We start from the raw sequence: 12,789 nt of genomic DNA on the forward strand, positions 1-12,789 counted from the left end.
GTGTCTAGGGGGCGGCCCAAGGATGAGCAAAGCAGCGAAGCTTTTCACCGTAAGCGTACTGGCGCTGGCGGTCACCGGTTGTGCGGTGACCAGCCAGCCCATCGACCGTAGCGTCAGCGAACAGCGCGCCCGCGCGGACCTGGCCACCATGTTCAAGGACCAGGAACCCCTCAGCGGGCCCCTGACCTTGCATGAGGCCATGGCCCGTGCGGTGAAGTACAACCTGGAGGCACGCCTCAAGGTGATGGAGGAAGCCCTGGCCAAGCGCCAGGTCGATCTGGCCAGCTTCGACATGCTGCCGCGCATGGCCATGGAAGCGGGCTACGCCGGGCGCAGCAACGTCAGCGCCTCCAGCAGCCAGAGCGTGCTGACCAACACCCAGTCGCTGGAACCTTCCACCTCCCAGGACCGTGACCGTGGCGTGGCGGACCTGACCATGGTGTGGAACGTCCTAGACTTCGGCGTCAGCTACGTCAGCGCCAAGCAGCAGGCCGACCAGCGCCTGATCGTCCAGGAACGTCGCCGCAAGGTGGTCCACACCATCATCCAGGACGTGCGCTCGGCCTACTGGCGTGCCGTGGCGGCCGACCGCCTGCTGAAGCAGATCGACAGCCTGATGGCGCGCGTCGATGAGGCTCGCTCCAGCAGCCAGCGCATGAGCTCGGAGCGCATTGGCGACCCGGTGCAGGCCATGAGCTACCAGCGAGCGTTGATCGAGGCCACCCGCCAGTTGGAAGAGCAGCGCCGCGCGCTATCCCTGGCCAAGACCGAACTGGCCGCGCTGATCAACCTCCCGCTGAACACCGACTTCACCCTGGCCGCCACAGACGATTACCAGGTGCCGGAACTCAAGGTGGACATGAACCGCCTGGAAGAAGAAGCCCTGGCCAGCCGCCCGGAACTGCGCGAGCAGGACTACCAGGCGCGCATCAGCGCTGCCGAGACCCGCAAGGCCATGCTGCGCCTGTTGCCGGGCCTGGAGTTCTCCGCTGGCGGCCATTACGACAGCAACTCCTTCCTGGTGAACCAGAGCTGGGCCGACTACGGCGTGAAGGTTACCTGGAACCTGTTCAACGTCCTCTCCGGTCCGGCCGCCATCGACGTCGCCAGGGCTGGCGAGTCCGTCGCCGCTGCCCGTCGCCAGGCCATGTCCATGGCCGTGCTCGCGCAGCTCTACGTGGCGAACGCCAACTTCCACGAGGCGCAGCGACAGTTCCAGACCAGCGAAGAACTGGCCAAGCTGGACGGACAGATCGCCGAACAGCTGCGCAACCGCTACAAGACCCAGAGCATCGGCGAGCTGGACCTGATCCAGGGTGAGCTGAACACCCTGCAGGCGCAGCTCAAGCGAGACCTGTCTTACGCCGAACTGCGCAACGCCTACGCCCAACTGTTCGTCAGCGCAGGCGTAGACCCGCTGCCCGAGACGCTCCCGGACGACAAGCTCGCCACCATCGCCAATGCGCTGGAGAGCGGCGAGTCGCGCTGGGAGAGCGGGGATATCAGTACAGCCAAGTAGATACTGTGTAGAGCGACGCGAAACCCAACACAGGTGATGGAGCTGTTGGGTTTCGCCGCGCTCAGCCCAGTCTGCGGACTAATGCGCATGACCTTCCGCATGCCCATGCCCGTGCCCTTCTTCCTCTGCCACCTCTTCCTCATGCCCTTGAGAGGTGCTTTCCCCTCCGCCATGCTGATGCCCATCACTGCTGGCCACCAGTTGGCGATAGTCGTCTGCGTCCAGCTCCGGTAACTGCTGGAGGAACGCGACCATACCCCAGATGTGCTCGTCGCTCATGCTCTTGCCCCAGGCTGCCATACCGGTGGCCTTGATGCCGTGTTTGATCACCCAGAAAGCCGCCGCGGGGTCGCCGCCCACACCTTGCCGGCTGAGGTTCGGCGGAGCCGGGTAGAGGGCTTGGCTGAGCTCGGTATTTGCCATTCCAGGGGCCAGGTGGCAGCCGACGCACATGGCGTCGTAATTGCCTGCACCCGCGCGGATGAGCTCTGCATTGTCCAGTGGTGGAACGGGGATGTCCCGTGCCCGGATTTCGATGGAGCGGTCTCGGGCGGCGGTAAGGAATGCATGTACCAGGGCGTGGTGCGGGTCGTCGGCAGCGACGTTCACCATGCCGGTATACACCACGCCGCTCACGCCAGCGGCGACCATAAGGCCAGCGAGGGCCAGGGTTTTTATTGTTCTTTTCATCGTCAGGGGCTCAGAACCAGAAGCGGATACCGGCGACGAAGCGGGCTTCGTCATTGTCTTCACCTTCTTCGCGTGCGAAGTCGGCGGTGTTGCCGTAGTTGCGGTTCCAGGTCACGCCCACGTAAGGGGCGAACTGGGGAACGATCTCGTAGCGCAGGCGCAGTCCCAGCTCGGTATTGGCCAGGCCGGAGCCGACGCCGCGCTCGTGGTCGTTGCGTCCGTAGAGGTTCACCTCCGCCAGGGGCTGCAGGATCAGCCGGTTGGTCAGCAGGATGTCGTATTCGGCCTCCAGGCGCAGTGCGCTCTGGCTGCTTTCGCCGAGGTAGGCGGTGGCCTTGGTTTCCAGGCCATACAAGGGCATGCCCTGTGCCCCGAATGCCGCCCAGGTTTGCGGCGAGCCGGGCTTGAAGTCCTGACGCACTCCGGCCACCAGCTCCCACCAGGGGCTCACGGCGCGGCCGTAGAGTGCCTGGACCTCGGCTTCCTCGGTGGTGCCGTTGCTGCGCTCGCCTTCCGAACGCAGCCACAGCCGATTGATATCGCCGCCGATCCAGCCCGAGGCGTCCCAGCTCAGCACGCTGGCATCGTCGGCGTCCTGGTACTCCAGTTGGTCCAGCAGGAAGTAGCTGTTGATCCCGCCGGCATGCATGGTGTGGGGCGGCAGGTCCGGGAAGGCTGCGGCGCGGTCGGCGTCGGTTGGCACCGGGATGGGCGCGCGACTGCCATAGCCGTCGGGCTGTTTCTGCGGGTGCTCCATGGAGCCGTGATTCATCTGGCTGTGATCCATGGCGCCGTGGTCCATCTGGCCATGCTGCACCTGGCCGTGATCCATGGTTTCGGCCGCCTGTGCACTGCCGGCCGAGCCAAGGGCCACGGCCAGGGCGAGCAGGGCAGGGCGCTTGAGGCTATCGATCATCTTTGCTGTCCGCCTTGGGCTTGGCGTCTTGGGCCGGATGCATGGCGCCGTGGCCCATCTTGCTGTGATCCATGTTCTGCATCTGGGTGTGGTCCATGCCCTGCATCTGGCCGTGATCCATCTGCCCGTGATTCATCTTCTGCGTGTTGTCGACTTGGGGTTTCTGGTGGTCGTCATTGTCGTTCTCACCGGCCCAGGCGGCCGGCGCCAGCAGGGCAAGGACCAGGGTGGCGACAGTGAGGGGCTGCATCGATTTGTTCATAGGTTTCTCCTTCATTCGATTACGCGGACTTCACGGAACATGCCCATGTCCATGTGGAATAACAGATGGCAGTGGTACGCCCAGCGGCCCAGTGCATCGGCCGTGACGCGATAGCTGCGTCGTGTGCCGGGGGGCATGTCGATGGTGTGCTTGCGTACCTGGAAGTTGCCTTGCTCGTCCTCCAGGTCGCTCCACAGGCCGTGGAGGTGAATGGGGTGGGTCATCATGGTGTCGTTGACCAGGGTGATGCGCAGGCGCTCGCCGTATGTCAGCCGCAGCGGCTCCGCGTCGGCGAACGGGATGCCGTCGAACGACCAGGAGAAGCGCTCCATGTGCCCGGTGAGGTGCAATTCGATGGTGCGCGCCGGCTCACGGCCGTCAGGGTCGGGGAAGGTGCTGCGCAGGTCGGCGTAGGTCAGCACGCGGCGGCCGTTGTCGCGCAGGCCGATGCCAGGGTCGTCCAGCTTGGGGGCTGGCGTCATGGTCTGCATGTCCACCAGCGGGTTGTTGGCTTCCGATGCCGGGTGGGCCTGCATCTGGCCACCCATCTGCGAGTGGTCCATGCCCTGCATGGCGGAATGGTCCATTCCTGCCATGTCGTCCCCATCCTGCGATCCGTGGCCCATGGCACTGTGGTCCATACCCATATCGGCCATGCTGATCAGCGGGCGTGGGTCGGGGGTTGGCACGGGTGCGCTCAGCCCTTCGCGCACCGCCAGGGTGCCGCGGGCGTAACCGGAGCGGTCCATGGACTGGGCGAAGATCGTATAGGCCTCGTCGCTCGAGGGCTCCACCAGTACGTCATAGGTCTCGGCCACGGCAATACGGAACTCATCCACGCTCACCGGCTCAACGGGCTGCCCGTCGGCGGCGATCACCGTCATTTTCAGGCCGGGGATGCGCACATCGAAGTAGGTCATGGCCGAGCCGTTGATGAAGCGCAGGCGGATCTTTTCGCCCGGCCGGAACAGCCCGGTCCAGTTGCCATCCGGCGCCTGGCCGTTGAGCAGGTAGGTGTAGGTGGCGCCGCTGACGTCCGCGAGGTCGGTGGGGCTCATCTTCATGTCCGCCCACATCGTGCGGTCGGCCATGGTGGCGGACCAGCCTTTCTCGCTGACGTCGTTGATGAAGTCCCCGACGGTGCGCTTGTGCTGGTTGTAGTAGTCCGACTGCTTCTTCAGCTTGGCCATCACGCGGGCCGGGTCTTCGTCGGTCCAGTCGCTCAGCATCACCACGTAGTCGCGCTGGTACTGGAAAGGCTCCGGTTCCTTCGGGTCGATCACGATGGGGCCGTACACGCCTACCTGCTCCTGCAGGCCGGAGTGGCTGTGGTACCAGTAGGTGCCGTGCTGCTTCACCTGGAAGCGGTATTCGTACATGCCGTCCGGCGCAATGCCGGCAAAGCTGAAGCCCGGCACGCCGTCCATGTTGGCGGGCAGGATCATGCCGTGCCAGTGGATGGACGTGTCTTCAGCCAGGCGATTGCGCACCCGCAGGGTCACGGTGTCGCCCTCGCGCCAGCGCAGCAGCGGGCCGGGGAGGGTGCCGTTGATGGTCTTGGCGATTCTCGCCTTGCCGGTGAGGTTCACCGGCGTCTCGCCAATGAACAGGTCGAACTCGGTGCCGCTGAGCACCGCAGGCTGGCCCGGGCTGGTCACCGCCCAGACAGGCGCTTTCCACAGCCCCAGGCCACCGAGTATGCCGCCAGCGGCAAGGCCTTTGACGAAGGTCCGCCGCGAGGTTTTGCACTGCATGCCGTTTCAATCCAGTCAGTCAGAAAGGGCGCCGCGCAACGGTCTGCTGCGCGGCTCACATGTAAAACTGCCATATCGAAGAACGGCGGGTGATTACATTTCTGTCAGTTTGGCCGGGCTCGGTGCTGGCCTCTGGGCTATCGTTTCTCCACGGCAGCGGTAAGGCTCAGCCCTTTGCCGGGTTCAGGGACAACCACTCCTTTTGGCGGGAGAAACGCCATGTCTATCCGCACCCGATTCAGCGCCGTGCTGCTGGCCTTGCTGGCTTGCGGCGTCAACCTGGCCTTTGCTGCCACGGATGCCGGCATCTCCGCCGCCGAAAGCGATGACGCCCCCACGGCTGGCGTTTCCGCAGCCCCGGCGGTTGACGCCGCACCGGCCGCCGCCTCGCCAGCGACCCAACCCGCCGCCACGCAGGCGGTGTTCAGGACCGAAGAACTCGACCAGATGATGGCGCCCATCGCCCTCTATCCGGATTCCCTGCTGGCCCAGGTGCTGATGGCAGCGACCTACCCGGGCAACGTGGCCGACGCCGTCGCCTGGTCCAAGGCCCATCCGGACGTCCAGGGCGATGCGGCTGTGAAGCAGGTGGCCGACCAGCCCTGGGACCCCAGCGTGCAATCCCTGGTGGCCTTTCCGCAGGTGCTTGCCACCCTCGGGCAGGACCCGGCCTGGGTGCAGCGCGTGGGGGATGCCTTCCTGGCCCAGCCCAATGATGTAATGGATTCCGTCCAGCGCCTGCGGCGCCAGGCCCAGGCCGCTGGCAACCTGGAATCCAATGAACAGCAGACAGTCAGTGTCCAGCAAGCCGCGCCCGCGCCCAGCTCCACCACCACCGTGGTGCAGCCGGCCGCCAGCACCCAGACCATCATCATCGAGCCCGCCGACCCGCAAGTCGTGTACGTGCCCAGTTACAACCCCACCGTGGTCTATGGCAGTTGGTCCTATCCGTCCTACCCGCCGCCCTACTACCCGCCGCCGCCCAGCTATGGCTATCCAGTTGCCACCGCATTGGCGACGGGCCTGGCCTTCGGCGTCGGCGTGGGCATCGTCAATTCCCTCTGGGGCGACTGCGACTGGGGTGGCGGCGACGTCGACATCGACGTCAATCGCTACAACAACATCAACACCAACCGGCAGATCAACGCCAACCAGAACAAGTTCGTCCACAACCCCGTCAACCGCCAGGGCGTGCCCTACCGCGACAACATCAACCGTCAGCAGAACGGCCTGCGCCTCAATGGCAGTCAGCAGCGCGAGCCCCTGCGTGGGTACGACGCCGATCGCACCGCGCAACGCCAGCGCGCCAGCCAGAGCATGCAGCAACGGGGCATCCAGGCGCCCGCCGGCAGCAACCAGCAAGCCCGTGAGAGAGCCCAGGCTGCCAGCCGCGATATGCGCAACGACCCGCAGGCGCGCCAGCGCGCCGAAAGTGCGGTGCAGCAGCGCCAGCGCACCGATGCCAACCGGCCGCAACAGCGCCCGCGCACGCAGAACAACCAGCAAGTACGGCAACAGGCCCGTCAGCAACACACCGCAGCCCGCCAGCAGGCACCGCGCAATAACGCCTTTGATGGCGCTCGTCAGCCGTCCCAGACGCGCGCGGCCTCCCATCGGGGTGAGGTCAGCCGGGCCTCTGCTTCGCGCCCCCAAAAGGCTTCTGCCGGCCGGCAGGTACAACGTCCAGCCCACGCACCGTCTCGTGGCGGTGGTGGCCGTAGGCGCTGAAAGGAGACAGCCCATGAATCGCGTAAACCGCATCCTCGCCCTGCTGTCGCTGGCCGTCTGCGCCATCAGCGTCAATGCAAACGAACGTTTCAAGACCCCGGAGGCCGCAGCTGAATCCTTCGTCGCCGCCCTCGGAACCGAAAAGGCCGATGCCGATCGCCTGGCTGCACTGCTCGGCGCCGACTGGCGGGACTACATCCCCACCAAGGGCATCGAGCGCAAGGACGTCGACGCTTTCATCGCCCACTACAAGGAAAAGCACGAGATTGACATCGCCACCAAAGGCCGCGCCCACATAGTCGTCGGCAACGACCCCTGGACGCTGCCCATCCCTATCGTTCAGGACAAACAAGGCTGGAGCTTCGACGCCAAGGCCGGTGGCGAGGAGATTCGCCTGCGCCGTATCGGTCGCAACGAGCTGTCGGCCATCGAGGCTGCAGAGGCGTACCACGACGCGCAGATGGACTACGCCGAGGTCGACCGCAACGGCGATGGCGTGCTCGAGTACGCGCAGAAGTTCATCAGCACCGACGGCCAGCACGACGGCCTGTACTGGGCCGATGAAGACGGCACCGACGAAAGTCCCCTCGGTCCGCTATTCGGCGGCCAGACCAAGGGCGACGACTGGCACGGTTATCACTTCCGCATTCTGACTGCCCAAGGCCCCTCGGCCCCCGGTGGCGCCTACGACTACATGCTTGGCAAGGCCATGAGCCGTGGCTTCGCCCTGGTCGCCTGGCCCGCCCAATACGGCGACAGCGGCGTGATGAGCTTCACGATCAGCCACGAGGGCCAGGTCTTTCAGAAGGACCTTGGCCGCGATAGCGAAAAGATCGCCAAGGCCATGAAGACCTTCGACCCGGACAGCAGTTGGGATGAAGTTCAGCCGCAGGAAGCGCCGGGCTCGTAAGGCGTTTGCCCGAAAAGCAAAAGCCGCAGGGGCACGTGGGCACCCTGCGGCTCTTTTATAAGGTCGGGCTTCCTTGCCCGCCCACGCTTACCAGGAGGCGAGCGCGGGGTTCATTCGAGCAGGAACCTGGGTGGTAGTCCGGTTGGCGGCCCACTTGACCAGCAGGGTCATCGCGGCGAAGCCAAGGCAGATGAGCACCGGGTAGGCGAACATGATGTCGCTCAGGGAGTATTTCCAGCTCAGCGGACGGGCGATACCCAGCATCGCGCCGTAGAACCAGGACACCCCGGAAACGACACCCGAGAACAGCGCGAGGTTACGGGCATTGATGTCGAGCTTGAGCAGGCTGCCGGCCTTGTCCATCGCAGGCATCACCACACTGTGCAGTACCCAGCCGTTGAGGGTCAGCAGTGCGACGACCAGGATCTTGGCCTGCAGTTTGGGGTTGAGGAAATACACCGCCCCCTTCTGCGAGTAGTCCAGCGCCACGATACCGATCCCGGTTACCCAGAGTGCTGCGAGGGAAAGCAGTACAGTCTGCTTCAGCGCATGCAGATGTTCCTTGTCGGCAGCGGTCGAATCACGGCCCTGGAACAGTTGCTTGATCATGGCGATATCGCTGGTCAGCACCATGCCGATAGCCACGCAGCAAGCGATGAGGTGGGCGTAGACCACGCCCATGCGAGTCAGCTCCATGGTTGCCGGCTGTTGGAACAGGGAAGCAACAAGATGAAAAAGCTCCATGGTTTACCTCTTTCTAACAATTTGAGCGGCTGTACTGATGCAACAGCGGCATTGGAATTATGTATTTGCATGTTCGCCGTCTGCGAACGAAGGCCTACCCTTGGCCTTTTTCCGGGACGAAAAATCCCCGGCACATGAACTCTCATGCACTGTGGAGTCGTTCCGGATTTATGTAGAAGTCAGTCGCGCCATCAGTGGTGTTGATGGCAAGTTGCGTCCTGATCGCCGGTGCATAATAATCGCAACATCCCGTTTTTGTTCAAAAAACGATCAAAACCCCGACCGGCGGCAGTGACGGCGATGGTTATAACAGCCCTGCAAAAAGTAAGGGATCGCCTCTAAACCGGTGGTTTCCGGCACCCCCGGAACCCCTCCGGACGCTTCCGAAATTTTGACTATCACTGGGTGGCAAATAAGCCATTTGATGGCTGATTTGCCGCGCCATCGTAATCCCAACCATCAAGCCGCGGGTACGTCCGGAATACCTATCCATTCGTACCCATTCTGCGGTTTTGCGCCGCATTGCTCCCTTCACGGCGCACCGCCAATATCAGGCTTCGATTCCGGAGGCTCCCTATGGAAGGCAACGGTTGGTTACTGCTGGCCGCTGCGGGCACTGCGCTCGCCGCCGCTCTGCTGGTGCGCGGGATGGCAGGCCTGGCCATTGCCCGGTTCAAACCCGGCTACAACGGTGCCCGCTTCTGGATCGTCAGCTCGTTGGCCAGCCTGGTGCTCGGCGGGTTGTACCTGACCGGGACCCTTCAGACCTGGCCCAGGCTATAGGTGCACGCGGACTTCGTGCCGGCGCCCAATCAACTCGTAGGATGCGGTAGAGCGAAGCGAAACCCATCACCCTCGCCGATGGGCTTGGCTCCGAGCCACCCAGCAGCCTGGATGCACTCCAGGTAAGACCTGCCACAGCCCCCGGATTCCATCCGGGCTACGGCCTACCAACCGAACTTCGTGCCTGCGCCCGATCAACTCGTAGGATGCGGTAGAACGAAGCGAAACCCATCACCCTCGCCGATGGGCTTGGCTCCGTGCCACCCAGCAGCCTGGATGCAATCCAGGTAAGCCCTGCCACAGCCCCCGGATTCCATCCGGGCTACGGCTGGCGAAAGGCATCGGGAGGCGAGGAAGCACTCAGCCGTATCCAAAGGAGCCGCCACATGCCGTTTCGACTCGGCAAGAGGTGGCGGGCCGTGCGGAAGTCGAAATACTGGTTACGAAGGAAACCGTCCAGACCGAGGCCTTCACCGTACCTCGCCACAGCCCCTCATCTACGCCCCTCGCTACTATGGCGGCTACTACCTGGGCAACGGCCCTATTACTGCCAGCGCTACGGCAGCCCGCGAATCGTCATTCAGTACTACGACCCGAGGCTGGGGATCTTCGCGGGGACTGATGTAGGCGGGTAGGGCGCTTTATTAATGGGCGGGCCGTAAAGCTGCCACCTGGGCGGCCTCAAACCTCGGCACTGACCTGATCTCGCCGGCATTGCTACTACAGGGAAAGACTCAGCGACAGCTCGGCGCAGCCGCGCGGAGGCGTGCATCTCAGATGATCGGCCGCGACTGTTGAGCGTTCCGCAGAGGTAAGGTCAATCGCCGGCCGAGCGTCGTAGCGACGACGGGGGCACCCCCAGCAAGCGCATGAAGCTGCGGCGCATGCGTTCGATATCGCCGAATCCACATTCGGTGGCCACGCGTTGCACGGAGTTGGCACCGTTCTCCAGCGCCGTGCGAGCGGCCTCCACGCGCAGGCGCTCCACGGCCTTGGCCGGGGTCACACCAGTCTTTGCGCGGAACTCCCGCGCGAAATGGCGCGGGCTCATGCAGGCTATGGCGGCGAGGTCTTCGACGCCATGTCGCTGTGCGAGGTGGCGGCGTACATAGTCGAGCAGCACGTCGAAGCGGTCGTGCGATCCCTGCATCGTGAGCAGCGCGGAGAACTGCGACTGCCCGCCTGGCCGACGGTAGTAGACGACCAGTTCCTGCGCGACGCTGCGAGCGAGTTCGTGGCCATGGTCCTCGGCAATCATAGCTATCGCGAGGTCGATGCCGGCGCTGATACCAGCACTGGTCCACACGGACTCGTCCTTGACGAAGATGCGGTCGGCGTCGAGGTGCACGTTCGGGAACTGGCGCTCGAACTGCCCGGTGCGCGACCAGTGCGTAGTCGCACTGCGCCCATTGAGCACACCTGCCGCGGCAAGCAGCAGGCTGCCCGAGCACACGCTGGCAACGCGCACCTGTCGGGCCACCGCGCGGCGCACGAAATCCAGCAGGCGCTCGTCGTTCATTGCCTGATCGACGCCATCACCGCCTGATACCAGCAAGGTGTCGATGTCGGACAGCCGTGGCAGCTGCTCGGCCTGCCAGGTCACGCGCGACGAACTGAGCACCAGACCAGGTTGGAGGGCGACCACCTGGATGGCGTAGCCCCCCGCCGCCTCGAAGGCCGCGATTGGCCCGGCAGCATCGAGCAATTGGAAGCCCGGAAACACAAGCATTGCAACGCGGTGCGACATGGCAGAAATAGAGGTCTAGCTGGAGTTTCAGCCGGTACGTTAGTCCACGGCGCTAGCCGCGTCAAAACGGTCTGCCCCTCCCTCCGTGGGAAGGGCGGAACTGGCTTCAATGGCAATGACTACTTACAGCTGGAGAGCCGCATGAGCTGGCTGATGAGCTTTCTTGAAGCGCCGCCACGGTACCTCGGGTATGGCAGCTATTGCTGCATTGCTTCGCCAAGGACACGTTAGCCCGCGGCGAGCTGCAACCGGCACTGGGCCAATGGCCTACGCTACCGCTGGGCGTATGACCGGCCACACGTCGCGGTTCGCCTATCGCGAGCAGCGCGGCCGAGGTGCCCCCCATCGAGTTGCCGGCGATATGGACACGCTTGAGGCCCAGGCACCACGAGCCGTCGCATCTGCGCGGCATAGCCGTGCGACTCGCCGGCCAAGCGTCTGCCGCCGGCTTCTTCGTCGTGGCCGGCCACGATGTAGATCGTCTGCTCCGGCCGGACGCCCTGGGCCGGCAGGACTTCTATGGCCTCCAGCATGGACCGCAGGTTGCCCTTATCGTCCCGGGAACCTCGGCCCCAGATGTAGCCGTCCTTGATGGTGCCCGCGAATGGATCGACAGACCAATTCTTCTCCGTGCCTTCGGCGATGGGTACCACATCCTGGTGCGCCATCAACATGAACGGCTTGGCCTTCGGGTCGCGCCCCTCTCAGGTGCAGAGCAGGCTGTAGCCTCCCACCAGTTCACGCTTGAGCGTGCGGTGCACCAGCGGAAACACTTGCTGCAGGTGCTTGTGCAGCTTGAGGAACTCGGGCGCTGCCTGTACCTCAATCTGCTTCGACTCCTTATTGCGGCTCACGGGTCATGCTTCGGCAGGCCCCGGCTTCGATGAAAGCCGCACAAGGAAGCCTGACCCGGAGATCGCCGGCGCGCTGCTACAGCCGTGCCACCGCTTGGGCGATGCGGGCTTCGACATAAGCCACACGGTCGGCCTGCAGCGCGCTCAGGTGCTCGACCAAGGCGGGGCCGGCCTTCTCGGGCGTGCCGCAGTCGAACGGCGGCTCAGGGTCGTACTCGAAGGCCAACTGCAGTGTCTTGGCCACGTCGTCACCGGCCAGCTCGGCGGCCAGTGCGAGGCCAAAGTCGATGCCAGCCGTCACCCCGCCGCCCGAGATGCGATTGCGATCGCGGACGATGCGCCGTGCCACAGGCTCCGCACCAAAGCTCGGCAGGTACTTGCGCCACATCCAGTGGCAGGCCGAGCGGTAGCCCTGCAGCAGCCCGGCGGCGCCGAGCAACAGTGCGCCGTTGCACACCGAGGTGACGTAGCGCGCGCTCTCGCCGTGGCGGCGCAAAAAGTCCAGCGTCTGGCTGTCGTTGAGCTGGTCGCCGATGCCGAAGCCACCTGGCACGCACAGCACGGTCAGTGGTGGGCAGTCGTCGAAGGTTGTGGTCGGCACGATCTCGAAGCCAACGTCGGTGACCACCGGATCGGTGGTCTTCCACACCAGATGCACCTTTGCATCCGGCACACGGCTGAGTACCTGGGCCGGCCCGGTCAGGTCGAGCTGGGTGACATAGGGGAAGAGCAGGAATCCGATGTGAATGGGGGAGTTCATCGTGGCACCTGGCGACGTAATGGGGACAGGTCCCAAGAGTCATTGCCCGGCGCAATGGCTGCAATGTCACATTTACAGCTTTTTCTGCCATACAAGCCAAATCGTGCCGAGCGCGATGCCAG

Annotated in this window: 11 protein-coding genes and 2 pseudogenes; 4 read left to right on the forward strand and 9 right to left on the reverse strand. The window is 64.3% G+C overall.

The annotated features are described in order from the left end of the window. Positions 1–22: 22 nt before the first annotated feature. A complete protein-coding gene (locus tag G559_RS0102120; protein WP_028626662.1) occupies positions 23–1,519 on the forward strand; it encodes a TolC family protein in 1,497 nt (498 codons plus the stop codon). A gap of 87 nt (positions 1,520–1,606) precedes the next feature. Here G559_RS0102120 and G559_RS0102125 read toward each other — a convergent pair. The 4 genes and pseudogenes from G559_RS0102125 to G559_RS0102140 all read right to left on the reverse strand — a co-directional run. Beyond that, positions 1,607–2,209, reverse strand: a pseudogene (locus tag G559_RS0102125) (c-type cytochrome); the annotation flags it as partial. Between the two features lie 10 nt (positions 2,210–2,219). Beyond that, positions 2,220–3,125 carry a copper resistance protein B gene (locus tag G559_RS0102130; RefSeq protein WP_028626664.1) on the reverse strand — a complete coding sequence of 302 codons (906 nt, stop codon included), beginning with the start codon at positions 3,123–3,125 and terminating at the stop codon, positions 2,220–2,222. Next, on the reverse strand, positions 3,115–3,387 hold the full coding sequence (locus G559_RS0102135; protein ID WP_051246338.1) for a hypothetical protein: 273 nt from the start codon (positions 3,385–3,387) through the stop codon (positions 3,115–3,117). The genes G559_RS0102130 and G559_RS0102135 overlap by 11 nt, the downstream gene beginning before the upstream one ends. A gap of 11 nt (positions 3,388–3,398) precedes the next feature. Next, positions 3,399–5,141: a copper resistance system multicopper oxidase gene (locus G559_RS0102140; RefSeq protein WP_028626666.1), complete on the reverse strand. Its 1,743-nt coding sequence runs from the start codon at positions 5,139–5,141 to the stop codon at positions 3,399–3,401. 219 nt (positions 5,142–5,360) lie between these two features. On the opposite strand from G559_RS0102140, the gene G559_RS0102145 reads away from it, so the two are divergent. Continuing rightward, on the forward strand, positions 5,361–6,869 hold the full coding sequence (locus G559_RS0102145) for a DUF3300 domain-containing protein (RefSeq protein ID WP_028626667.1): 1,509 nt from the start codon (positions 5,361–5,363) through the stop codon (positions 6,867–6,869). 13 nt (positions 6,870–6,882) lie between these two features. Then, entirely contained in the window at positions 6,883–7,779 is an 897-nt protein-coding gene (locus tag G559_RS0102150) for a DUF2950 domain-containing protein (RefSeq protein ID WP_028626668.1), read from the forward strand. A gap of 87 nt (positions 7,780–7,866) precedes the next feature. Here the strand turns inward: G559_RS0102150 and G559_RS0102155 are convergent, their stop codons facing one another. Then, positions 7,867–8,523 (reverse strand): hypothetical protein, encoded by a 657-nt coding sequence (locus G559_RS0102155; protein WP_028626669.1) that lies wholly within the window; start codon positions 8,521–8,523, stop codon positions 7,867–7,869. Between the two features lie 576 nt (positions 8,524–9,099). Here G559_RS0102155 and G559_RS28380 point away from each other — a divergent pair. Next, positions 9,100–9,306: a hypothetical protein gene (locus tag G559_RS28380; protein ID WP_028626670.1), complete on the forward strand. Its 207-nt coding sequence runs from the start codon at positions 9,100–9,102 to the stop codon at positions 9,304–9,306. An 817-nt stretch (positions 9,307–10,123) separates the two neighbouring features. On the opposite strand, the gene G559_RS0102165 is transcribed toward G559_RS28380, so the two are convergent. The 4 genes and pseudogenes from G559_RS0102165 to G559_RS0102180 form a co-directional block, all read right to left on the reverse strand. Next, complete coding sequence (locus G559_RS0102165; protein ID WP_245586463.1) at positions 10,124–11,035, reverse strand: GlxA family transcriptional regulator; 912 nt, start codon at positions 11,033–11,035, stop codon at positions 10,124–10,126. Positions 11,036–11,325: 290 nt separating this feature from the next. Next, a pseudogene (locus tag G559_RS31205) lies at positions 11,326–11,739 on the reverse strand (M20/M25/M40 family metallo-hydrolase); the annotation flags it as partial. Between the two features lie 18 nt (positions 11,740–11,757). Next, positions 11,758–11,907: a hypothetical protein gene (locus G559_RS30760; protein ID WP_211228777.1), complete on the reverse strand. Its 150-nt coding sequence runs from the start codon at positions 11,905–11,907 to the stop codon at positions 11,758–11,760. 76 nt (positions 11,908–11,983) lie between these two features. Then, positions 11,984–12,667, reverse strand: a complete 684-nt coding sequence (locus tag G559_RS0102180) for a DJ-1/PfpI family protein (RefSeq protein WP_028626673.1) — start codon at positions 12,665–12,667, stop codon at positions 11,984–11,986. Positions 12,668–12,789: the final 122 nt, after the last annotated feature.

Source organism: Metapseudomonas resinovorans DSM 21078, assembly GCF_000423545.1.
In the GTDB taxonomy this organism is placed as follows: Bacteria; Pseudomonadota; Gammaproteobacteria; order Pseudomonadales; family Pseudomonadaceae; genus Metapseudomonas; species Metapseudomonas resinovorans.

Excerpts from the sequence above, each read along its gene's own strand:
- G559_RS0102120 (WP_028626662.1), top strand. The coding sequence starts at position 23 with ATGAGCAAAGCAGCGAAGCTTTTCACCGTAAGCGTACTGGCGCTGGCG.
- G559_RS0102130 (WP_028626664.1), bottom strand. The coding sequence starts at position 3,125 with ATGATCGATAGCCTCAAGCGCCCTGCCCTGCTCGCCCTGGCCGTGGCC.
- G559_RS0102135 (WP_051246338.1), bottom strand. The coding sequence starts at position 3,387 with ATGAACAAATCGATGCAGCCCCTCACTGTCGCCACCCTGGTCCTTGCC.
- G559_RS0102140 (WP_028626666.1), bottom strand. The coding sequence starts at position 5,141 with ATGCAGTGCAAAACCTCGCGGCGGACCTTCGTCAAAGGCCTTGCCGCT.
- G559_RS0102145 (WP_028626667.1), top strand. The coding sequence starts at position 5,361 with ATGTCTATCCGCACCCGATTCAGCGCCGTGCTGCTGGCCTTGCTGGCT.
- G559_RS0102150 (WP_028626668.1), top strand. The coding sequence starts at position 6,883 with ATGAATCGCGTAAACCGCATCCTCGCCCTGCTGTCGCTGGCCGTCTGC.
- G559_RS0102155 (WP_028626669.1), bottom strand. The coding sequence starts at position 8,523 with ATGGAGCTTTTTCATCTTGTTGCTTCCCTGTTCCAACAGCCGGCAACC.
- G559_RS28380 (WP_028626670.1), top strand. The coding sequence starts at position 9,100 with ATGGAAGGCAACGGTTGGTTACTGCTGGCCGCTGCGGGCACTGCGCTC.
- G559_RS0102165 (WP_245586463.1), bottom strand. The coding sequence starts at position 11,035 with ATGCTTGTGTTTCCGGGCTTCCAATTGCTCGATGCTGCCGGGCCAATC.
- G559_RS0102180 (WP_028626673.1), bottom strand. The coding sequence starts at position 12,667 with ATGAACTCCCCCATTCACATCGGATTCCTGCTCTTCCCCTATGTCACC.